This window comes from Pedobacter ghigonis (assembly GCF_903166585.1).
Classification (GTDB): Bacteria; Bacteroidota; Bacteroidia; order Sphingobacteriales; family Sphingobacteriaceae; genus Pedobacter; species Pedobacter ghigonis.
Genome location: NZ_CAESCM010000005.1, coordinates 62,105 through 83,360, shown reverse-complemented (window position 1 = coordinate 83,360; position 21,256 = coordinate 62,105). Strand labels below are relative to the sequence as shown.

Sequence of the window (21,256 nt, the reverse complement as noted above, 5' to 3'; positions counted from 1 at the left end):
CAAACACTGACATTAACAAGACCTTTTCTTAAAACTGCATTTAATTCTGTTTGTTAATCCTATTATAAAATTCAAATCATGCAAAAAAGAATATTAGGTAAATCAGATTTAAATATAGCACCGGTTGTTTTTGGCGGCAACGTTTTTGGCTGGACCATTGATCAGGCAAAATCATTCGAAATTTTAGACCATTTTATCGAAAGTGGCTTTAATTGTATAGATACAGCCGATGTTTACTCGCGTTGGGTGCCTGGCAATAAAGGCGGAGAATCGGAAACCATTATTGGAAACTGGTTAAAAACGCATGGCAAACGGCACGATGTAATTATTGCCACCAAAGTAGGCTCAGATATGGGCCAGGGCAAATCGCTTAAAAAAGATTACATCATTAACCAGGTCGAGCATTCATTAAACCGCCTGCAAACTGATTATATAGACTTGTATTTTTCGCATTATGATGATGAAAATACACCAGTAGAAGAAACCCTAAGCGCTTACGATAGCCTGATTAAAGCCGGCAAAGTACGCTGGATCGGCGCATCGAACTTTTCGGCCAATCGATTAAAAGAGTCGTTAATTTTCTCGAACGAGCATAATTTACCCCGTTACGAAGTGTACCAGCCGGGTTACAACCTATACGATCGTGAAGGATTTGAAGCAGAACACGAAAAAACTTGTCTGGAACATAACCTGGGCGTAGTTACCTATTATGCGCTGGCCAGTGGTTTTTTAAGCGGAAAGTACCGCAGCGAAGCCGATTTAAGTAAAAGTCAGCGGGGAGGTGGCGCAAAAAAATACCTGAACGACCGGGGTTTTAAAATCCTTGGGGCATTAGATCAGGTTGCAGAAACACATGGCGTAGAACAGGCATCGGTAGCATTGGCCTGGCTGCTTTACCATCCGTCGGTTACAGCCCCAATTGCCAGCGTTACCGATTTAAACCAACTCAAATCTTTTACCGAAGCTGCTAATTTAAAGTTAAGCGCAGAAGATATTTCGCTACTGGATAAAGCCAGTGTTTATTAAAAAGTTTTAATGGAGAACCATCCTGTAAGGTTGGTTCTCTTAAAATTTGTCAATTAGAGCCTCCCGATGAAAAATTGGGACAGGTAATCGAAGCACCTTGAGGTTATTTGAGCGGGAGTCATTCGATAAGCTATCATTAACACTATTCAATAATCGTTTATGCATTTCCATCCAACAAGGCCTTAGAAAAGTATCTCAATTCTACTTAAATCCGGCCTAATAAATTTTTCGGCCTCCACAGCCCCAGCCATCTCACTTGCTTCGAAAGAAAATGGCGGAGCCCCCATGAATACAACTGAAGCAATAACGTTACCCATCCCCGCGTGTCACAGCTCTTTAAGAAATTATTTACATCTGTAATAACTACTCTACCAGCTATATCCTTTATAATTCCGATATTTTTCAAAAAAAGACAGATAATATTAATATTTTGTACAGGTATTTTACCGCTACATAGATTAAAACATTTAGCCAGCCTGATTGTATTAAACAGAACTTATTTTTATGAAAGACAAATTATCATTCCTGCCTAAGCTTGCGCTGGTACTTTTCTGTTTAATTAGCTTAACCTACATAGCCATTTTAGGGCAGTCGCTCCTCGCTCCACTTCTTTTCTCCTTTTTAATGGGCATACTATTGCTTCCGGTAGCCAATTTTCTGGAACAACGGTTTAAATTTAAAAGAAGTTTATCAACACTGCTTTCAGTGATATTAATGATCGCGGTAATTGGCGGTATTGTATATTTTTTCGGAAATCAGTTGAGCGATTTGTGGGCAGACTGGCCTTTGTTAAAGGAAAAAGCAGATGTATCTTACCATGAACTGCAACATTGGATTTCGAAAACCTTTCATGTAAACTCCGAAAAACAGCTAGCTTACCTGAACGATAGTACCGAAAAAGCCCTCGCAACCAGTGCTGCTATTGTAGCTACCACGCTGGCTACGTTATCTTCAACCCTGTTATTCCTGGGCTTCACCCTCTTGTTTACCTTTTTTATTCTAAACTACCGCAGGGTACTTTTTACCTTTTTAACATCAGTATTTAAAGAAGAACACAAAGAAAAGGTAAGCGAAATTGTATCGCAAATCCAGTATATCATTAAGAAATACATTATTGGTTTGTTCTTGCAAATGCTAATCGTAACCATCTTAATGATTACCGTACTCAGCCTTTTAGGGGTAAAATATGCAGTTTTATTGGGTTTGGTGGCAGGCATTTTTAATGTGGTTCCGTATCTGGGCATTTTCTTTGCCTTACTCATTAGCTGTTTAATTACTTTCGCCACTGCAGGTGCAGGTAAAGTTTTATTGGTTTTAATTGCTTTTGTTGGTGTTCATGCTATTGACGGGAATATTTTAATGCCATTGGTGGTGGGCTCTAAAGTAAAAATCAATGCACTGTTTGCCTTTATAGGTATTGTGGTTGGCGAAATGATATGGGGTATTTCGGGTATGTTTTTGTGTATTCCCTACCTCGCTATGCTCAAAATCATTTTCGACCGGATCGACAACCTTAAACCCTGGGGTATTTTAATGGGCGAAGAACATAAACCCGAGAAGAAAAAACGGGTTTACCGCATTACTAAAAAAATTAAACTGGAGGAAAAAGATTAGCATGGCAGAGAACCGTTCGCCACACATTTTAAGTACTTCGGCCAATTTACTGGGGATTTGTTTTATTGTGCTCACCTCTTTAAAAAAACTAAACCTCGCCGATAGTTCGATTATTGATGAGTTTGCCGTTGCAGCCGTTATCCTATTTATGACCAGTTGTATTTTATCTTTTATTTCGATGAGAAAAGGCGATGCGGTAAGTCAAAGGCTTGAAAAAAGTGCAGATTTTATTTTCCTTTCAGGATTAGTGGTGCTGTTTATCGCCACTATATTAATTGCCTTTAATTTGATTTCGTGATTTTTACAACTCCATTACACCAGGTTTTAAACGTATTTGCCTGTTAATTTACATATTTGAGGCATGAAACCTTTGTTCGTATTACTCGTTGTTTATGTTGCCCTGCTTGCCTTTGGCGGGCATACCACATTCGATAAAGGAAATATTTTTGCTGGCAATATGGCTATGGGCGTGATGTTGCTTTTTACGGCTATTGGCCACTTTAAGTTTAAAACCAGTATGGCCGCTATGATTCCCCTTTTTATTCCCAAAAAGGTCGAAATTATCCTGATTACCGGCGTACTCGAAATTTTGTTTGCCATTGCCCTTCAGATTGAAAGCATCAGATACTACACCGGCTTCGCAGTAATGCTTTTTCTGCTTGCCGTTGTACCATCCAATATTTATGCGGCAAAGCACCGCATCAATTACGAAGATTTATATAAACCCGGACCAGGTATTAAATATTTATGGTTCAGAATTCCCTTTCAGCTTTTCTTAATCGCCTGGGTTTGGTATTTTAGCATTCGTTAACAGCTAATTACACACCCTGTTGTAAAAACACCATAAAACATGCCTAACAATCCAATTCCAGCCAGTGCAAATAATCCTGCCGACGCTTTTATGCGTTTGCTAACCGTTTTAGATACCTTACGTACCCAATGCCCATGGGATAAAAAACAAACCATGGAAACCCTGCGCCATTTAACCATTGAAGAAACTTATGAGTTAAGTGATGCAATTTTGGAAGGCGATCTGGATGAAATTAAAAAGGAACTGGGCGATGTAATGATGCACCTGGTTTTTTATTCGCGTATTGCTTCAGAAACCAACGGATTTAATATTACAGATGTTTTAAACGGAGTTTGCGATAAACTGGTTAACCGCCACCCGCATATTTATGGCGACATAGAAGTGCAAAATGAAGAAGATGTAAAACGTAACTGGGAGCAGATTAAACTTAAAGAAGGCAACAAATCGGTTCTGGCTGGTGTTCCGGGTTCATTACCCGCACTCGTTAAGGCTTCCCGTATTCAGGAGAAAGCCCGTGGAGTGGGTTTCGATTGGGAAAATAAAAACCAGGTTTGGGAAAAAGTAGAGGAAGAACTACAGGAATTTAGATCGGAATTTAACGTAGCCGATAATATCGCTATTGATGTAGAAAAAGCCGAGTCAGAATTTGGAGATGTACTTTTCTCGCTGATCAATTACGCTCGTTTCATTAATATCAATCCTGAAAATGCCTTAGAAAAAACCAATAAAAAATTTATTAAACGTTTTCAGTACCTCGAAAGTAAGGCAAAAGAAAACGGTAAAACATTGGCTGACATGACCCTTGCCGAAATGGACGTGTATTGGAATGAGGCAAAAAAAGTATAGTTTTCTTACCTTTCACAACAAGCCATGAAAAGTCGTTTTTATTAAATTTGCGATTACATTCGCAAAACTCATGTGAAATTTGCGATTCAATTCGCAAAATTTATATTAAATCTGCGATTTTACCTTAACTATAGAATTCCCCATCAACATAATACCATTTCCCGTCTTCTAACTTAAAGTTAGATTTTTCGTGCAGTACTTCGGTTTGGAATTTCTTATTGAGATAATAAGCTTTAAATTCTACGGTATCAAAAGTTGCCGCAACAATTTCGAGTTTAAGCCATTTGGTATTTTTTGCGCTTTTTAAATAGGCATCTTTGCTATTGCCCTTCCGTTTGCTGCGGTGTGTGGTTTCAACTAGATAATCACCATCATACACTACAAAAGCCGAGTACCGCGAACGCATCAAGGCTTCGGCTGTAGGTGCGATTTGTTGCTTTAAATGGTATGGTTTACAGCAGTTTTGGTAAAGTAAACCGCTCCCGCAGGGACAATTGGTAATGTTCATCTCGATTATTTGAGCGGCAAATTATGAATTTAATGTCCTTGATGCCAAAATTTCCGTAAAATTGCAATCCAAAATAATGAGATACTTCTTCCACATTGCTTATCAGGGTCAGCATTACAATGGCTGGCAAAAACAACCAGGTGCCATTAGCGTACAGGCGGTAATTGAAAAAGCACTGGAACAAATTTTAAAACAGCAAGTTCCAATTATTGGTTGTGGCAGAACCGATGCACATGTTCATGCCAGTCAGTTTTTCTTTCATGCCGATATTGATAAAGCCTTCGATTTCGATCTGCTTTATCGCTTAAACAAAGCGCTACCGCAAAACATCGCCGTTTTCGATATCATTCCAATGGAAGGCCTCCCACATGCCCGCTTCGATGCTGTTCAACGGAGGTACGATTATTTTATCCATACTTATAAAGATCCTTTCTTAAGCAACCAAAGTTCTTTTTACCAGACTCCGCAACTTGATCTTCAAAAGATGAAAGCGGCAGTGAATCTGCTTCCACAATATAAAGATTACCGCGCATTTTGTACCCAGCCCAACAAATACGAACATACCATCTGTAATGTAATGGAAGCTGACTTATTTGTTAACGAAAAAGGCGACCGCATTCGCTTTCACATTGCCAGCAACCGCTTTTTAAGCAAAATGATCCGTATTTTAATGGGAAAAATCTTAAAAACCGGATTAGGCGAACTGAGTTTAGATGAATTTGAAAGCTTGCTAATTAACCTGCAAACACCTAAAACTTTAGATCCGGCGCACCCTACGGGTCTATACCTTTCTAAAGTAACCTACCCCTATTTAAATCTCCCACCCAGAACCGAGTTTTTACATAGCACGCAAGGAATTGAATGGATTTCGGTTAGACTGTAGCGTTTTACTTTCGGATTCCGTTTAAGGAGTATGAAAGCTAAAATCATCATCCTTTTATTTACCCTTGGCATGTCACTAGGCTGTAAGAAGCCCAATAAGGTTGATGTGGTAAACGATGGCGATTATACCGGCTTACTGGTGGTAACCAACAGTGTAAAATCGGTACCGAGCACTTATCCTGTAGTTGCTTCATTAAAGAACGGACAGTTCAGTATTTCTTACAAAAATACCAGCAAACCTACAGCAGGATCAGGTACATATACTTTTGATAAAGGGCTTGCTGTTTTTGTTAATGAAGGTGTTTATACCGCCGATTTTGACTGGAACATGATTTTAAATGGCGAATACGAGGTTAAAAGCAATGCGACCGATCTTACGCTTAAAAAGAAGTTTAAGCCGGCAGCTACCGAAAACTTACCGGCTACCTCATACGCTTACCTGCAATATGAATACATTTTGAAAAAAGTTAACTAGCAAGAGAATAAAAGTTAGGTTTAGGTTGCCTGGGCATCGAAAATGATCTGATTTGATGACCCAGGCTTTTTTATGTCTTATTTAAAGCGGATTGCTTTTAATGGTGAAACTTTACTGATTAAAAGCGAAGGGATAATCAACACCGTTAAACATACCACTACAGTAACTACATTGAGTAACAGCACATCAATAAAATGAAATTCGATTGGCACATAGGCTAAAAAATACGAAGCCTGGTTGAGTTTGAAAATGTGAGTAGCCTGCTGAAAAAAGCCAAGCCCAAGACCTAAAATATTACCGAGCAATAAGCCAATACCAATCAGATAAGCAGCATTGTAAAGAAAAATCTTCATGATGCTCCAGTTTGTTGCCCCAAACGATTTAAGCATCCCAATCATGTTCGTGCGCTCTAAAATCATGATCAACAAGGCGGTAACCATGTTAATTACCCCTACAATCAGCATTAAAATGAGCAACACATTGGTATTTACATCAAGCAGCCCCAGCCAGGTAAAAATATTAGGGAAATTTTCTTCAATAGAAAAGGAACGTAGATTACGTGGTAGTTTTTCGTAAATCTCATCGGCAACGGGTTGAAGTTTATTAAAATCTTTAATTCTGATCTCTACCCCTCCAATTTCGTTAGGTTCCCAGTTGTTTAAGCGTTTAACAATATTCAGGTTGCCCAATACAAAACCTTTATCGATATCTTCTACGCCAATATCGTAAATACCCACAATTTTAAATTTCCGCGGGCGCAACTGGTTTTGTACAAAGTAAATGATAAAATCATCGCCTGTTTTTAATTTTAAGCGGTTGGCCGTATAATTTGAAATCAACAGTTCTTGCATCGCCCTGGTACTATCAGCAAAATTGATGATGGTTCCGCTAATAAGATGTTGTTTAATGTAATCCCAGTTATAACTTTTATCTACTCCCTTAAAATTAATCCCTTCTATTTCGTTATTGGCCGAAAGAATTGCAGGTTTAGTAGCGAAAGGATAAAAATATTCGATATTGGGATTGTTTTTCAGGTCGTTTTTAGTGGTATCATCTAAAACAAATGGCGAATGCTCAAAAGAATTATTCAGGTCGTAGCGTGTAATTTGTACATCGCCCAAATAACCGCGCACTTTATCCTGAATCTGGGTTTTAAAACCTTTAATAATGGCTATAGAAAGGATCATAACCGCCAAACTCAGCATTACGCCTGCTATCGCAATGCGAACAATGAGCTTTGAAAAAGTACGTTCTGATTTAACGGCTATCCGCCCGGCTATAAAATATTCGAAATTCAATTTTAACAGGTTTCTAAGTAACAAAAATGCTCAATTCCTTTTAAAAAATGGCATTTTCGAAAATAAATAACCAACTTTAAAAATCATGCAGCCTGCCTGAAGCAAATACCATTAACCCTGGTAAGTTGTTTTGCCGCGGCTGCATAAGATTAGAATATACCGGATATGAAACAATACCTCAGCTTTGCTTTAACCAGTTTAATTGCCTTATCGGCCTGTGGCCAACCCAAACCGCTTGAACAAGAAGTTGCCGGTGGCAAGGGCCTCGAAAACAAAAAACTGATGATCAGGAAGATGAAACTTCCATCTGAACTTAAAACAGGTGCCGAGCAAACAGAGAAATATTTGTCCCTTTTAAAAGGCAAACGGGTGGGCATGGTAGTTAACCCCACTTCCGTTATCGGCACACAAACTTCGGTAGATAGCCTGTTAAAATTAGGCGTTAAAATTCAGAAAATATTTGGTCCGGAGCATGGCTTCAGGGGAAATGCAAGTGCCGGTGTTACGGTAAACGATGATGTAGACACTAAAACGGGGATTAAAGCCATTTCGCTTTATGGCAAACACAGTACACCTACGGCAGAAGATCTCGCCGATATCGACATCATGGTTTTCGATATACAGGATGTTGGCGTTCGGTTTTACACCTACATTAATACGTTGCAACATGTCATGGAAGCTTGTGCAGCCAACAAAAAAACTTTGTTGATTTTAGACCGGCCAAACCCGAACGGTTATTTAATTGACGGACCAATTTTAGATCCTAAGTATAAATCGGGCATTGGCATACAGCCTATTCCCATTGCACACGGTTTAACCGTTGGCGAATATGCACAAATGTTAAACGGCGAGGGCTGGTTAAAGGATAAGGTGAAATGTAAGATTACGGTTATTAAAAATGCCAATTATAAACACGATATGGAGTACACTTTACCGGTTAAACCTTCTCCAAACTTAAATACACAACAAGCTATTTTACTTTATCCATCTACCTGTTTATTTGAAGGCACGTACTTAAATCATGGTCGGGGTACTCAATTCCCGTTTACGGTGGTTGGTGCACCATATCTGGAAGGTAAATTCGATTTTAGCTTTACACCCAAAAGTATAAAAGGCATGTCTGAAACACCACTGTTTCAGGATCAGGTTTGTTACGGACTGGATTTAAGAACCTACGATACAGCCGAACTGCGCAAGAGCAGGCAGGTTAATTTGTCGTGGTTAATTTCATTATACCGGGCATCGCCTAAAAAAGAAGATTTCTTTAATTCTAAGTTAAGCAAAGAAATGGGTACCATTGAAAGACTGGTGGGTGTTGGTGATTTCAGGCAACAGATTATTGATGGAAAAAGTGAAGCCGAAATCAGGGCTAGCTGGGAACCAGGCCTGAGCGCGTATAAAACCATGCGTAAAAAGTATCTGCTTTATCCGTAGCTCTTGAATGAGGGATGATGGAATGAGAGAACGACTGAATGGCTGATTGATTGATTGAATGGAAGAATGATAAGACAATTTTTCAAACTTAACAGATTAAGCATTGTTATTAAATAGCGTATTCTGTTGAGTGTTGTCAACATTAAAACCTGAAACATTCAACTTTAGAAGCTTAAACATTCAAAATTCATTCATTTAATCATTAAGCAATGAGCGGTCCAAAAGTTAAAAGCAGCAAACCAGGAAGCAATTACCAGGAAGAAGTACCTAAAGGCAGGGAACCTGTTGATCACAAAACTGTAAGAAAAGCAAACGACAGTTTACCCAATAAGCCTGTTAGAACAAATAATCCGGCTCAACAGCGTGAAAATGAAGAGCAACCTGTGCACCCGATCAAAAAAGCTCCAAAAGCATAAATAATCGTTCAGATTGCAGTAATTGTATTATCTGAACGATTTTATTTTAAGCGCAAAGAAAAAAGTAGCCCCTTGGTCCGCTGTACTTTCTACCCAGATCCTGCCGCCCTCACTTTTGATAATTTCAGCCGAGATATAAAGGCCTAAGCCCAATCCCGGATAGGTATGCTGTAAATTTCCATCTACGCGGTAAAACTGATCGAATACAAGGTGTTGCATATCTGCCGAAATTCCGATGCCATAATCTTTAACACTCAAAATAACTTCCCTACCTTGGGTAAAGGTTGTTACATCTATCTCACTGGAATCAGTAGAGTATTTAATCGCATTCGATAAAAAATTGGTAATTACCTGTCCAATGCGCTCTCTATCTGCAAAAACAATCGCATTACTTGCTAAACCACAAATAATTTTATGCTTGGAACTGATGTGCTGCATTTCTTCTACAATTTCTTCAACCGCAGCATCAAAATCAAATTCTACCGGATTAAAGGTCATTTTACCCGACTGAATTTTGGTTACATCCAGTAAATCGCCAATCAATCCGGTTAGGCGGTTTAGCTGCTGATCCATTTTACGCACCATGCTTGCCTTTTTCTCGTCGCCCTCATTCCTGATCATGCGTTCGAGCACTTGCGCGTAGGCTTTTATACTGGTTACGGGTGTTTTTAATTCGTGGCTCGCTATACCCAAAAATTCGTCTTTTTGTTGTTGTAAATGCACTTGCTTGGTTACATCCATTGCGGCATGGATAATGGCATAAACCCTACCATTCGAATCCTTTAGCGGTTTATAGGTAAAACTGAACCAACGTTTTTCTTCCTTACCATTAACCCATAACCGGGCTTCTTCCTGATCGGCATGATAAGTAACTCCCGTGCGGTACACATCCTTTAAAATCCCTACAAAAGGCTGAACATTCAATTCGGGTATGGCCTCTACAACGGTCTTGCCAATTACACTTTTATCCTTGTTCCAAAAACAGAGCATTTCATCATTTGCCAGACTGATGATGATGTTTTCCGTTTCGTAGTAGGCAGTAGCCATTGGTATATCGTACAGAAAATTGCGAAAACGTTCTTCACTTTTGGCAGCTTCCATTTTGGAAATTACCTGGGCCGTAACTTCGTTGGCAACAACCATAATACCGGCTACCTGTCCGTCTTGACCAAATACCGGATCGTACACAAAGTTGAAATAGAAATCGCCTAAAACGCCATTGCGCTCCAGCCGGGCCATTGTTTCGTAACCATAGTGGGCAACTCCGCTATCGTACACCTGCAATAAAAGATCAGGAAAAGGCTGGCCAATAATTTCGGGCAAGCCATCTAAAAGTTTCAGTCCGATTACAGCTTTACTTTTTCCCCATATTTTTAGCAAATCATCATTGGCATCTTCAATAACGAGATCCCTTCCCCTCAAAATACCAATAGCTACAGGCGCATCATAAATCATCTGCCGGAACAGGGCTTCACTCTGCTCAACCTTAAACTTTGCATTTACCAGTTCGGTTACGTCAGTAGCGTTATTTAAAATCCCCCACACCTTTCCGTCGGTATCCATTAGTGGTTTGTATATAAAATCGAAATAGAAGGTTTGGAGTACATTATCGTTTAAAAGTACCACCTTATCTTCTTTGGCTTCGTAAGCCACCGCGGTAGTTCTTACCTGATTAAGTATATTAAGAAAGGGCTGATCTTTTAACTCGGGCAGTGCAAGGGCCAGTTCTTTACCTATTACCGATGCATCTCTGCCCCAGGCTTTAAGCATAGCCCTGTTGGCTACCTGAATAACCATATTTTCGCCAACATAAAGCGCTATCGGCATTGGAGACTCTTCTATAAGCGTATTAAAAATATTGGCTTTATCGTCGAGGTTGATTTGCATAACAGGATAAAAAACAAATATAATCGGTTTTTTTACTTGCTACCTGATTTTAAAAAAGATAATAACACTTTTTCGTTGTGCTCCAGACTAATGTTCCCTTTAAGCAAATTATTATTCATCTTTTTCAGGTATTTTTCCAGCTCATTGTTTTCGTAAGCTGTAAGCAAAAGCGGGTAAACGTAAGAACTCTTACACACCGCCCGGGTATTGCCGAGTTTTTTAGCTACACAATCTAAAACGGCAACAATTGTTTTTTTACTGTTTAATTCGGCATTTTCATTAAGCTTACACTGGGCAAACTGCCGCATGGCTTCGAGTGTTCCGCCCCAGGTCCTGAAATCTTTTGCAGTAAAATCATCGCCGGTAATTTCTTTGATGTAGGCATTTATTTTTCCAGAATCGATACTTTTATGTTCGCTTCCATTGGTGTAAAACTGAAAAAGCTCCTGCCCGGGAATATCCCTGCATTTTTTAACCAGTTTGGCCAATGTCCGGTCGTTCAGCTCTACTTTCTGCTGTACTCCTTTTTTACCAACAAAATCCATGATAATTTTACTGCCTTGTATTTTTACATGCTTGTCGCGCAGGGTGGTTAGTCCGAAAGAGCCATAAAGCTGCTTGTAACTTTCGTTCCCTACCCTGATGAGTGTTTTTTGGAGGACATCAACCGAAATGGCCAATACCTTACGTTCGTCGAAATCTTTTCGACGGAGGTCTTTCTGCAAGTTTTTCCGGGCTTTGGGCAGGGCTTTGCCAAATTCGAGCAAACGAAAATATTTATCTTCAGAGCGGCGGCTGGTCCATTTTTGATGGTATTTGTACTGCTTACGCCCGGCGGCATCAATTCCCGTAACCTGCAAATAAGCATTGGGTTTATTGGCAATCCATACGTTTTGCCAGGCGGGCGGAATTACCAGGGCTTTAATCCGGTCGAGATGTTTGTCTTCAGTAACTTTTTTACCGTCTTTATCTTCATAATGAAATTTACCGGGTTTGCCCTTCCGGTATATACCAGGCATACTGTCGGTTACGTACACCAATCCACTTGCTTTTACAACATCTTTGCCTTGTACCATTTTTACCTTTACGTATGGGTTTATTTTTAGTTATTTTGCAAAACTTTAAGTGGCCAGCCACGTTATTTTTAAAACACAACACTTTCTTATGAGAATAGTTTTTATGGGCACCCCCGATTTTGCTGTAGCTTCGTTAGATGCACTGGTACAAGCCAATTTTGATGTTGTTGCGGTAGTAACAGCACCAGACCGGCCAGCCGGACGTGGGCAAAAGCTTAACGAAAGTGCAGTAAAAAAATACGCGGTTGAAAAGCATATACCAGTGCTTCAGCCCGAAAAACTTAAGAACGCCGAATTTTTAGAAACCCTAGCCAGCTACAAAGCCGATTTACAGGTGGTAGTAGCTTTTAGAATGCTACCAGAAGTGGTATGGAATATGCCTCCTAAAGGAACGATTAACCTGCACGGATCGCTTTTACCCCAATACCGCGGCGCTGCCCCTATAAATCACGCCATTATAAACGGCGAAAAAGAGAGTGGTGTAACAACCTTTTTCCTTACGCATGAAATTGATACAGGTAATATTATCCTTAGCGACAGTGTTGCCATTGCTGATGATGAAACCGCTGGCGGCCTGCACGATAAATTGATGCATATTGGTGCCAACCTGTTGGTAAAAACGCTTAAAGCGATTGAAGCAGGTGAGGTAAGTGAACAACCGCAACCACAAAGCGGAGATTTAAAACATGCACCTAAAATTTTTAAAGACGATTGTAAAATCGACTGGAACAACCAGGCGCAAACCATTTATAATTTGATCCGTGGTTTGAGCCCATACCCTACTGCATTTACTTTTTTAAATGATAAAACCCTGAAAGTTTTCAAGGCAGAATTCGAAGATAAGGAACCGGGTATTGTTGCCGGAGGCTTTTTAACAGATGGCAAAACCTATTTAAAATTTGCCGCTAAAGATGGCTTCATTAAACTTTTAGACATCCAGTACGAAGGTAAAAAGCGCATGTTGATTGAAGATTTCTTAAGGGGAATGCGTTTGTAAAGCTTAAAAAATAACCAGACAGGCTTAATTAGTTGCTGTCTGGTTATCATTTTAAACCCTAGCGGTTATAATTATCGACAGCCCTTTCGATATTTTTTTTACCAGATTCGCCGACAAAATAACCACCTATACTCAAAGCAGCACCAAGCCCCAGCAAAACAAAACTGCCGGTATAACTACGGTCTGCATATTTGGGCATACCACCGAATGTGGTTCCTACTTGTTTACCCTCCGACATCAGTGTAACCCCACTGGCAATAATTGCAGCCCCGGCTGCTACATACATGGCAATGCCGGTAATTTTGGTGTTTCTGTACTGCCTTAATAACGCTAAACTTTTAGGATTATCGGCCATGGCCTCGTTTAAATTGCGGTAGTTTGCTTTTTTCAGGTCGTTATAGCCTTTGTTCATGAACATTCGGTTGTTCACCACTTGCCTCCTGTAATCTCTAAAACCGTAGTATTCGGCATCAATGGGAGTATCATCGTAAACCACTTCCTGATAAATATTGAGTTTACCTTCAATTATCCGCTCAGCAAAGGAAGCTTGTCCCAAAAGATTGAGTTTCCGGGTATTGGCAAAGAAACCATCCTCATTGTTGAAAAATTTGACCTGCGATACCGGCACCCGCCTGGAATCGGCCCGGAGCGACCACCCGCCGCTAAAATCGGGGCGTAATCTGATCTTTTGTGCATAAACTGTAGAATCTGAATAGATATACAGAAAGTTTCTGGATTCGTTCAACTGTTGTGAACGTGCGTTCAGGCCATAGCAAGCCATTACGAGAATGAGTAATTTTTTCATTTCGATTAAATTTGTGTGTGTAACCAATAATACTAAAAATATAGTTCAGGCAAACACAAATCCGTAGGAATAAAATGTAACATCAACGAAGCAAAAGAAATTTGCCTCATAAACTTATCACTGATTACGGCTATAGAGCGTTCAGCTTATCGATTAAAACCTTCGAAACTTCGTTAAAGTAGCGTTTACGGCCATAGCCCATTACCCATTGTATTCCCTGAGTGGCATTGGTAATAAAAACTTCCTCGGCCGCTTTTAATATTTCAGGATTAATCTGGGCTTCGATTAACGGAATATCGTTCATTTTGCACAGCTGCATAATGGCTGTGCGCATAACACCACTTACACACCCCTCGGTTAATGCCGGGGTGTAAACCTGCTTATTGTAAACCACAAAAACATTGGCGCTAATGCTTTCGCACAGAAAACCATGCTGGTTTAAGATCATGGCCTCATCCAAACGGTTCTGACTTTTAAAAAGCCCGGCCATTACATACAGCAAGGCGTTTGAGGTTTTAAAATTAGACAGCTTGTTAACCGGCTTGGTCATTTCATCAAAAACATCGATAATGAGGCCCTTGCCGTTTAATTCGTATGTTGAAGCAGTTAAAGGAATCCCTTCCAGCACGTAACCTGCTTTATTGATTTCAGGTGTATAAACGCCTGCCCCTTCTCTGTAAACCGAAAGGCGAAAGCGCACGTTACCATTCCACTTGTTCCTTTTGGCCAGATCGGCAGTTTTCTGGCGTAAAAAATAATCGTCCATTAGGGCATGTCCGTCCATTTTCAGGGCTTTCATACCAGCGGTTAACCTATCGGCATGTAAATCGGCAAACTGTAGCTTGTTGTTAATCATCCGCATGCTTTCAAACAAACCATCGCCAAATTTGAAAGCCCGGTTAGAGGCATTTAAAACAGGTGCATCTGTCGCATGAAATTCATCATTAAATAAAAGGTACTGTTGAAGCATATTTTATGATGTAGCGATATAATTTTCCCATTTAGTTAAACCAGCTTTAAAATCGTCGGGTAGCGGCGATTCAAAGTACATATATTCTTTCGTTGTTGGATGTATAAAACCTAAACTCTGCGCGTGTAAAGCCTGTCGGGGCAATAACTCAAAACAATTTTCAACAAACTGTTTGTACTTGTTAAACGTAGTTCCTTTTAAAATCTTATCGCCGCCGTACATGGCATCGCTAAACAGCGGATGCCCAATGTGCTGCATGTGTGCCCTGATTTGATGCGTACGGCCGGTTTCGAGTTCGCAGCTAATTAACGTAACGTAGCCCAAGCGCTTTAAAACCTTATAGTGGGTTACCGACCATTTACCTTTTTCTTCATCATCGTAAATATCCATCACACGGCGATCTTTCGCACTTCGGCCAATATAGCCTGTTACGGTACCGTCGTTTTCGATATCGCCCCAAACCAAGGCAATGTACCTACGTGTAATGCTGTGATCGAAAAACTGACGGGCAAGATGAGTAATCGATTTCTCGTTTTTACTGATCAGCAACAAACCCGAAGTATCCTTATCAATGCGGTGTACCAAACCCGGGCGACCATCATTGCCCGGCAACTGCGGCAACTGCTCAAAGTGAAAAGCCAAAGCATTAACCAGCGTGCCAGTATAATTGTTAAAACCGGGGTGCACCACCATACCGGCGGATTTATTTACCACCAGCAAATCGCTGTCTTCATAAATAATATCCAGTGGAATATCTTCTGGATAAACTTCGGTATCGCGTGGCGGATGAGGCAACACAATCGAAATCTCATCAAAAGGTTTAACCTTATAACTCGATTTGATTTGCTTCTGGTTAACCAGCACATTACCTGCATCAATGGCATTCTGAATACGGTTTCGCGAGGCATTTTCTACACGAACCATCAAAAATTTATCGATGCGTAGCAAAGACTGCCCTTTATCGACAATAATTTTTAAATGTTCATATAATTCCTGCTCTTCCGATTCCTGCAATTCGACCACATTTTCCATGGTGCAAAAATAAACTTTTAACAGCAAGAATTGTTTAATGATTACAGTTTTGCGAAAAACAGCTCTATCTTTACTCTAAATCAAATTATTATATATGAGAAAATGCTACGCTTTAAAGGCATTATGTGCCTTATTTTTATTGGTAACCGCTCAAAAAGTAAGTGCACAGCAGGATGTTGGAAGCTTATTTGTTTCGGGTCCTGCCGATGCGACCAAATTAATTAATGCCTATTTCGATCCTTTGTACAAAGGTTTAGGACTGGGTTTAACCGATGGCTGGACCAACACCGCCAAATCGAAAGGATTCTTAAAATTTGATGTAAGGGTATCGGCTTCAGCATCTTTTGTACCACAAGCAGGCAGAAGTTACGATGTAAATACCCTGGGTTTGGGCAACATTAAACCCGCTCCCGGAGCTTCTTCAATTGGGCCAACTGCTTTTGGCGATGACCACGAAGGTGGCAAAATGCAAATTTATACCAGCAGTGGTACGCCTACAGGTAAATTTTTCAACCTGCCACAAGGTGTGGGTTTCCATGTGGTACCTGCATTACAAATACAGGCTACACTTGGCCTACCTAAAAACATCGATGTTACCTTAAGGGCCATGCCTAAAATAAAACTGGGTAGCGATTTAGGAAGCTTATCGATGATCGGTTTTGGTGCAAAGGTTGAGTTATTGCCTTTGTTTATGGGTTCAACAACCGAGAAACTGTTTCCGGTAGATGTTGCCATAGCAGGAGGTTTTACACAATACAAGTACGATCTGCCTTTAGACATCAACAATACGGGTAATTCGAACCAACGCATTGATGCGAAATTTAACGGCGTAAATTTCGATGCCATTGTTTCGAAAAAAATCTTGTTTTTCACTCCTTTTGCCAGTGTAGGTTACCAGACCTCGAACACCAATTTAAAAGCTTTAGGTACTTATCAGTTTACCGATGGCGGAACCAATGCTACCTATGTTGACCCGGTAGCGGTTAAACAAACCGATATAGATGGCGTGAGGGGAAGTTTAGGTTTCCAGTTAAAATTCGGTTTCTTTAAATTTTATACCTCATATACCCAGGCCAAGTACAGTGTAGTTAATGCCGGTTTTGGATTCGGTATTGGGAAATAAAAACATAACCGCAGGTTTACAAGCCTGACTGATTAAAATAAAAAACACCCGAAATACCCGGGTGTTTTTTATTTTTACATGTGTTTAAAGAAATCTACAGCCCGGAACAAAAAGTAAGCTTTGCCCCTTTCAGCCATTTATCGGTAAAGCGCGACGACCTGATCGATCCTTACATTTCTGGCAATAAATGGCGTAAACTGAAATACATACTTGCCAAAGCGAAAGCCGAAAACAAAACACACCTGGTTACTTTTGGCGGGGCTTATTCTAACCACCTGGTCGCCACTGCTGCTGCCGCAGCAAGGTCAGATTTAAAAGCTACGGCCTTTGTGCGTGGCGAAGCCGTAAAAAACGAAATGCTCTTGCTGTGCAGTTTATTCGGTATGGAACTTATTTTTACCGACCGCGAAAGCTACCGCAATAAACACCAGCTTTTCGAAAATCACTTTGCAGATAATCAACAAGCCTTTTTTGTAGATGAAGGTGGCGCATCAATAGAAGCTACCCTTGGCTGTGCCGAAATAATTGGCGAATTAACCGAAACCTACGATCATATTTTTTGTGCGGCCGGAACCGGAACTACCGCTGCCGGCTTACTTAAAGGTTTGCAAAAACAACAACTCCATACCAAACTTCATGTTATACCGGTTTTAAAAGGTGGCGCATTTATAGCAGACGAAATTGCCCGATACACTCCAATAGATAAACAATTAGAACTGCATTTAGACTATCACTTCGGCGGCTACGCCAAAAATACTCCAGAGCTGATTCATTTTATTAAAACGTTTACTGCGCAAACAGGATTGCTTTTAGACCCGGTTTACACGGCAAAAATGTTTTATGCCATTTGCGATTTAGAAAAAGAAGGGAAACTGCACCGCGATGAACGTATTTTGGCTATCCACACCGGAGGCTTAATGGGCTTATTTGGCATGCAGGATAAGTTTTAAGGGCTAAATATTTTGAGTTTCAAAAATAAAAAAAGGCTCCACATTGCTGTGGAGCCCAAATAAGATTTCTAAATCGTCCCGTTGATTTGATTCTTATTATAAAGGTATTATTCACTGTGATTTAAAGCGACACAAATAGACCAACACCACAAATTAATAGATGTAGTATGAATATTTATACACATTCAAGCAAAAATATCAATAAAGTTGTGAATTACAGGATGTTGATACCAGAAACACGGTAAAAAAATCATTAAAATTAGCGTCCCAGCAGACGACAAAGCGTAGATTTAAATCAGCTAACATTTATCAAATTTGATTTTCTCTAATTCATTGCATAACTTCAACATGAATCTTATTCCTCACCGAAATATCTGTTATGAAAACATATTTTTTTATCATTCTTTTGGCCTTATCATTTACAGCAAAAGGACAGTCGGCCGCTATTAATTATAAGTATTTAATTGTACCTGAAAAATTCGGCTTTCTCAAACAGCCTAATCAGTATAATTTAAATGTACTGGCCAAAGCGCTTTTTGAAGATAAAGGCTTCACTGTATATTACGATAACACCGAAATACCTTCAGAAATTGCAACCGACAGATGTAAGGCTCTGGTAATTGACGTAGAAGAACACAACAGCATGTTTGTAACCAATCTTACCTTTGTGCTTAAAGATTGTAAAGGAAATATTGTACTGAAAAGTAAAGAAGGTAAAAGCAGAGAGAAAGAATACAAGCAATCGTACAATGCTGCGATGAGAGATGCTTTTGCTTCTTTTGGCGATCTACATTATGAAGCGGGCAGTACTGCTGTGGTTAATTCAACCCCTGTTACACCTACCCAAGAAGTAAAAACAGTTGCACCTGCTCCTGTTACTCAACCTGCTGTAGCTACCACCAAACAATCGGAAGCCCTTTTATATGCGCAACCCATCAACAATGGTTACCAACTGATCGATTCAGCACCTAAAATTGTACTTACTTTGCTAAAAACGACTGTAGCCGATTATTATATCGCCAGCAATACCAGTACTAACGGAGTGGTTTTAAAAAAAGACGGTAACTGGTTTTTTGAATATTATAAGGATAACGCTTTGGTATCGGAAAAACTATCGATTAAATTTTAAATATTCGGGCAACTATAATTTAGCAAACCTCTCTAAGACATAAGGCTACACCATATTAGCATTAAAAACTGGAAGCCTGAAATCGAGCGATTTCAGGCTTCCAGTTTTAGTTTATAATTGCCGATTCTACATTCCGGTATAACCACAAATCAATAAATACATTCGTCTTTCATTCCAAGCTTTTGTACTAAGCCAGAGGTGATAGCTTTTGGTGCCGGTACATCATCAGGTTTATAATAATTGCTTAACGTTACCGGAAAATCACCGGCTTTATTCATTTCATCCTGCCGGGCCATAAATACCGGTACATTCCCCCTGCTGTTCTGAGGATAAGTCATAGATGAACTATGATTATAACCCAAAACATGCCCCATTTCATGAAAAGGAGTGGTATAGCTATTGGTCATAAAATTTAAAGTAACCCAATCCGGGATACCGAAAGTGCTCCCGCCGCCTAAGCCCGAAACTTTACGCGTATCTGTTAAACCGCAATTGATTTTTGTACGCGTTTGGGCTTTTATCCAATCGGCCTCTTTTTCAGCTGTAGTGAGCGCAGTTACACCATCATTGCCTATTATTAATTCATCAACTATACGCCCGCGCATGGTTGCATCGGTGTACATGTAAGCAAAATTGATCATGAAACCCGTAAACATCCTGAATTGCTTTGCAGTAGGCTCATCCAGCCAGTTGTTATCTAAATTCTCCGGGTCAAAATCGTGCATTTTAGGTTGCCATTTAATAATACTCAACTTTTTAAGCTTAGTAATTAATGGCGTTGTTCCTGTAAATTCAAAACTGATGGCTGTTGGATTGATACCTGCTTCTTTGTAGGCCGACAGATTTACAGTTTTATTATTAACGTCAGGATATTCAACCTGTCCGCTAATAAAGGGATACTGGATTTGTTTAATCCTATGCCCTTTGATCGTTCCAATATGTAATAATTTGACCTTTTCTGGCTGACCAACAATAGATACAACGATTGTGGCATCAGAAATATCAACCGGGGCAAAATTGGCGATCTCGATAGTTGTATTATTCACAGCAGTAACACGTAAAACATTGCTGACATCAAATCTTCTGCTTTCGTTGGTCATTACCGACATGGCTTCACCATCCTCAAACATAAGCTCATCAGGCGAGGTACCTGAAAAAGAATAAGTAGGGGAAGTTGGTACAGTTACTTCAGGTACGGGTTCCGTTTTAGCGCATCCAATAAATAATAGCGCCAAACTGAGCACCGCAAGGTGTTTGGGGTTAATTTTGTTTTTCATAAAGCTAATAGGTAGGTAAGTGATAGGTGTAGATTGTTGTTATAATTTATTTGGTTAATGAAAATTAAGGCAGTATTTATCTTTTTTCAACCGCTAAAGTAATAATATTTAGAACTTTACAGAAAGTTTTTATTGTTGTTCCACAAACCGTTTAAACCGCTTCAAAACGGAATCTGTAAAATCCTGCTGAACTGCTAAGGGTGTTGTTTTATCCGGTTCAAAAGTTTCTTTGATAATGGTATTGTTTGCTGATGACTGAAATTCTACTAAATTTCGCCTGCCATCATTGCAGGTACTTGCTATTGATTCGTAACGAATTATTTTATCATAAATTCCTGTGTAATCAAAACCATCATGACCATTTATATGCTCCATTCTGAAAAAGAATGAACCTCCATCTTTCAGATTATTGATTACTTTGGGGCAATGCCAATCTTCAAAAGGGATGTTCCAAATTTTTATAGAAAGTGGATTTGTCCAGTGATTCCATACCTCATCAATTGGTTTTTCTATCAAAACGGTTGCTATTAAGTCTTTTTTCATCCCTTATCATTTCGTTGGCTTATGTAAAATTACTTCGCAGTTTTCGTTTAAACAGCGTGCATTAAGGACATGTTAAGGGTGCAGTTGTGCCATGTAAATACCACGGCTGGTATATAGTAGCATTATATATGGCTAAAGCATAGTTAAAGCATACCTA

General features: G+C 39.7%; 22 protein-coding genes. 13 read left to right on the top strand and 9 right to left on the bottom strand.

Annotated features, from left to right (window positions below; translation table 11 throughout):
• The first annotated feature begins 78 nt into the window (after nt 1-78).
• From HWV58_RS09460 to mazG, 5 genes are all read left to right on the top strand, one after another.
• Complete coding sequence (locus HWV58_RS09460) at nt 79-1,026, top strand: aldo/keto reductase (RefSeq protein ID WP_175633878.1); 948 nt, start codon at nt 79-81, stop codon at nt 1,024-1,026.
• A gap of 504 nt (nt 1,027-1,530) precedes the next feature.
• Nucleotides 1,531-2,640 carry an AI-2E family transporter gene (locus HWV58_RS09455; protein WP_175633877.1) on the top strand — a complete coding sequence of 370 codons (1,110 nt, stop codon included), beginning with the start codon at nt 1,531-1,533 and terminating at the stop codon, nt 2,638-2,640.
• A gap of 1 nt (nt 2,641) precedes the next feature.
• A complete protein-coding gene (locus HWV58_RS09450; RefSeq protein WP_175633876.1) occupies nt 2,642-2,938 on the top strand; it encodes a hypothetical protein in 297 nt (98 codons plus the stop codon).
• A 63-nt stretch (nt 2,939-3,001) separates the two neighbouring features.
• Complete coding sequence (locus HWV58_RS09445) at nt 3,002-3,451, top strand: DoxX family protein (protein WP_175633875.1); 450 nt, start codon at nt 3,002-3,004, stop codon at nt 3,449-3,451.
• 39 nt (nt 3,452-3,490) lie between these two features.
• Nucleotides 3,491-4,297, top strand: coding sequence for a nucleoside triphosphate pyrophosphohydrolase (gene mazG, locus HWV58_RS09440; RefSeq protein WP_175633874.1), 807 nt, complete (start codon nt 3,491-3,493; stop codon nt 4,295-4,297).
• 124 nt (nt 4,298-4,421) lie between these two features.
• Here mazG and HWV58_RS09435 read toward each other — a convergent pair whose 3' ends face one another.
• Nucleotides 4,422-4,805 (bottom strand): YchJ family protein, encoded by a 384-nt coding sequence (locus HWV58_RS09435; protein ID WP_175633873.1) that lies wholly within the window; start codon nt 4,803-4,805, stop codon nt 4,422-4,424.
• Between the two features lie 76 nt (nt 4,806-4,881).
• Between HWV58_RS09435 and truA the strand changes: the two genes are divergently transcribed.
• Nucleotides 4,882-5,688 (top strand): tRNA pseudouridine(38-40) synthase TruA, encoded by an 807-nt coding sequence (gene truA, locus HWV58_RS09430; RefSeq protein WP_175633872.1) that lies wholly within the window; start codon nt 4,882-4,884, stop codon nt 5,686-5,688.
• Between the two features lie 30 nt (nt 5,689-5,718).
• Entirely contained in the window at nt 5,719-6,162 is a 444-nt protein-coding gene (locus HWV58_RS09425) for a hypothetical protein (protein ID WP_175633871.1), read from the top strand.
• Between the two features lie 77 nt (nt 6,163-6,239).
• On the opposite strand, the gene HWV58_RS09420 is transcribed toward HWV58_RS09425, so the two are convergent.
• On the bottom strand, nt 6,240-7,460 hold the full coding sequence (locus HWV58_RS09420) for an ABC transporter permease (RefSeq protein ID WP_175633870.1): 1,221 nt from the start codon (nt 7,458-7,460) through the stop codon (nt 6,240-6,242).
• 282 nt (nt 7,461-7,742) lie between these two features.
• Here HWV58_RS09420 and HWV58_RS09415 point away from each other — a divergent pair, with 282 nt between their 5' ends.
• On the top strand, nt 7,743-8,894 hold the full coding sequence (locus HWV58_RS09415) for an exo-beta-N-acetylmuramidase NamZ family protein (protein WP_235972698.1): 1,152 nt from the start codon (nt 7,743-7,745) through the stop codon (nt 8,892-8,894).
• A gap of 209 nt (nt 8,895-9,103) precedes the next feature.
• Nucleotides 9,104-9,310: a hypothetical protein gene (locus tag HWV58_RS09410; protein WP_175633868.1), complete on the top strand. Its 207-nt coding sequence runs from the start codon at nt 9,104-9,106 to the stop codon at nt 9,308-9,310.
• A gap of 27 nt (nt 9,311-9,337) precedes the next feature.
• On the opposite strand, the gene HWV58_RS09405 is transcribed toward HWV58_RS09410, so the two are convergent.
• Nucleotides 9,338-11,197, bottom strand: a complete 1,860-nt coding sequence (locus HWV58_RS09405) for a PAS domain-containing sensor histidine kinase (RefSeq protein ID WP_175633867.1) — start codon at nt 11,195-11,197, stop codon at nt 9,338-9,340.
• A gap of 32 nt (nt 11,198-11,229) precedes the next feature.
• Nucleotides 11,230-12,273, bottom strand: a complete 1,044-nt coding sequence (locus tag HWV58_RS09400; protein ID WP_175633866.1) for a DNA topoisomerase IB — start codon at nt 12,271-12,273, stop codon at nt 11,230-11,232.
• Between the two features lie 88 nt (nt 12,274-12,361).
• On the opposite strand from HWV58_RS09400, the gene fmt reads away from it, so the two are divergent.
• Nucleotides 12,362-13,270, top strand: a complete 909-nt coding sequence (fmt, locus tag HWV58_RS09395; RefSeq protein WP_175633865.1) for a methionyl-tRNA formyltransferase — start codon at nt 12,362-12,364, stop codon at nt 13,268-13,270.
• A 58-nt stretch (nt 13,271-13,328) separates the two neighbouring features.
• Here fmt and HWV58_RS09390 read toward each other — a convergent pair whose 3' ends face one another.
• The 3 genes from HWV58_RS09390 to HWV58_RS09380 all read right to left on the bottom strand — a co-directional run bounded on the left by HWV58_RS09390 (nt 13,329) and on the right by HWV58_RS09380 (nt 16,077).
• On the bottom strand, nt 13,329-14,075 hold the full coding sequence (locus tag HWV58_RS09390) for a hypothetical protein (protein WP_175633864.1): 747 nt from the start codon (nt 14,073-14,075) through the stop codon (nt 13,329-13,331).
• A gap of 130 nt (nt 14,076-14,205) precedes the next feature.
• Entirely contained in the window at nt 14,206-15,045 is an 840-nt protein-coding gene (locus HWV58_RS09385) for an aminotransferase class IV (protein WP_175633863.1), read from the bottom strand.
• Between the two features lie 3 nt (nt 15,046-15,048).
• A complete protein-coding gene (locus HWV58_RS09380; protein ID WP_124560228.1) occupies nt 15,049-16,077 on the bottom strand; it encodes an RluA family pseudouridine synthase in 1,029 nt (342 codons plus the stop codon).
• Nucleotides 16,078-16,171: 94 nt separating this feature from the next.
• Here HWV58_RS09380 and HWV58_RS09375 point away from each other — a divergent pair, with 94 nt between their 5' ends.
• From HWV58_RS09375 to HWV58_RS09365, 3 genes are all read left to right on the top strand, one after another.
• Nucleotides 16,172-17,200, top strand: coding sequence for a DUF6588 family protein (locus HWV58_RS09375; protein ID WP_175633862.1), 1,029 nt, complete (start codon nt 16,172-16,174; stop codon nt 17,198-17,200).
• Between the two features lie 80 nt (nt 17,201-17,280).
• Nucleotides 17,281-18,150, top strand: coding sequence for a 1-aminocyclopropane-1-carboxylate deaminase/D-cysteine desulfhydrase (locus tag HWV58_RS09370; RefSeq protein ID WP_175633861.1), 870 nt, complete (start codon nt 17,281-17,283; stop codon nt 18,148-18,150).
• Between the two features lie 379 nt (nt 18,151-18,529).
• Entirely contained in the window at nt 18,530-19,279 is a 750-nt protein-coding gene (locus tag HWV58_RS09365) for a hypothetical protein (RefSeq protein WP_175633860.1), read from the top strand.
• A gap of 149 nt (nt 19,280-19,428) precedes the next feature.
• Here HWV58_RS09365 and HWV58_RS09360 read toward each other — a convergent pair whose 3' ends face one another.
• Together HWV58_RS09360 and HWV58_RS09355 are read right to left on the bottom strand one after the other, a co-directional pair.
• Nucleotides 19,429-20,556, bottom strand: coding sequence for a hypothetical protein (locus tag HWV58_RS09360; RefSeq protein ID WP_175633859.1), 1,128 nt, complete (start codon nt 20,554-20,556; stop codon nt 19,429-19,431).
• 129 nt (nt 20,557-20,685) lie between these two features.
• Nucleotides 20,686-21,099, bottom strand: a complete 414-nt coding sequence (locus HWV58_RS09355) for an SRPBCC domain-containing protein (RefSeq protein ID WP_175633858.1) — start codon at nt 21,097-21,099, stop codon at nt 20,686-20,688.
• Nucleotides 21,100-21,256: the final 157 nt, after the last annotated feature.

Bases quoted from the DNA above. Each gene is read 5' to 3' on its own strand.
- HWV58_RS09460 (WP_175633878.1), top strand. From the start codon at position 79: ATGCAAAAAAGAATATTAGGTAAATCAGATTTAAATATAGCACCGGTT.
- HWV58_RS09385 (WP_175633863.1), bottom strand. From the start codon at position 15,045: ATGCTTCAACAGTACCTTTTATTTAATGATGAATTTCATGCGACAGAT.
- HWV58_RS09455 (WP_175633877.1), top strand. From the start codon at position 1,531: ATGAAAGACAAATTATCATTCCTGCCTAAGCTTGCGCTGGTACTTTTC.
- HWV58_RS09425 (WP_175633871.1), top strand. From the start codon at position 5,719: ATGAAAGCTAAAATCATCATCCTTTTATTTACCCTTGGCATGTCACTA.
- HWV58_RS09360 (WP_175633859.1), bottom strand. From the start codon at position 20,556: ATGAAAAACAAAATTAACCCCAAACACCTTGCGGTGCTCAGTTTGGCG.
- HWV58_RS09375 (WP_175633862.1), top strand. From the start codon at position 16,172: ATGAGAAAATGCTACGCTTTAAAGGCATTATGTGCCTTATTTTTATTG.
- HWV58_RS09355 (WP_175633858.1), bottom strand. From the start codon at position 21,099: ATGAAAAAAGACTTAATAGCAACCGTTTTGATAGAAAAACCAATTGAT.
- HWV58_RS09405 (WP_175633867.1), bottom strand. From the start codon at position 11,197: ATGCAAATCAACCTCGACGATAAAGCCAATATTTTTAATACGCTTATA.
- HWV58_RS09400 (WP_175633866.1), bottom strand. From the start codon at position 12,273: ATGGTACAAGGCAAAGATGTTGTAAAAGCAAGTGGATTGGTGTACGTA.
- truA (WP_175633872.1), top strand. From the start codon at position 4,882: ATGAGATACTTCTTCCACATTGCTTATCAGGGTCAGCATTACAATGGC.
- HWV58_RS09365 (WP_175633860.1), top strand. From the start codon at position 18,530: ATGAAAACATATTTTTTTATCATTCTTTTGGCCTTATCATTTACAGCA.
- HWV58_RS09390 (WP_175633864.1), bottom strand. From the start codon at position 14,075: ATGAAAAAATTACTCATTCTCGTAATGGCTTGCTATGGCCTGAACGCA.
- HWV58_RS09450 (WP_175633876.1), top strand. From the start codon at position 2,642: ATGGCAGAGAACCGTTCGCCACACATTTTAAGTACTTCGGCCAATTTA.
- HWV58_RS09435 (WP_175633873.1), bottom strand. From the start codon at position 4,805: ATGAACATTACCAATTGTCCCTGCGGGAGCGGTTTACTTTACCAAAAC.
- HWV58_RS09380 (WP_124560228.1), bottom strand. From the start codon at position 16,077: ATGGAAAATGTGGTCGAATTGCAGGAATCGGAAGAGCAGGAATTATAT.
- fmt (WP_175633865.1), top strand. From the start codon at position 12,362: ATGAGAATAGTTTTTATGGGCACCCCCGATTTTGCTGTAGCTTCGTTA.
- HWV58_RS09415 (WP_235972698.1), top strand. From the start codon at position 7,743: ATGATCAGGAAGATGAAACTTCCATCTGAACTTAAAACAGGTGCCGAG.
- HWV58_RS09410 (WP_175633868.1), top strand. From the start codon at position 9,104: ATGAGCGGTCCAAAAGTTAAAAGCAGCAAACCAGGAAGCAATTACCAG.
- mazG (WP_175633874.1), top strand. From the start codon at position 3,491: ATGCCTAACAATCCAATTCCAGCCAGTGCAAATAATCCTGCCGACGCT.
- HWV58_RS09445 (WP_175633875.1), top strand. From the start codon at position 3,002: ATGAAACCTTTGTTCGTATTACTCGTTGTTTATGTTGCCCTGCTTGCC.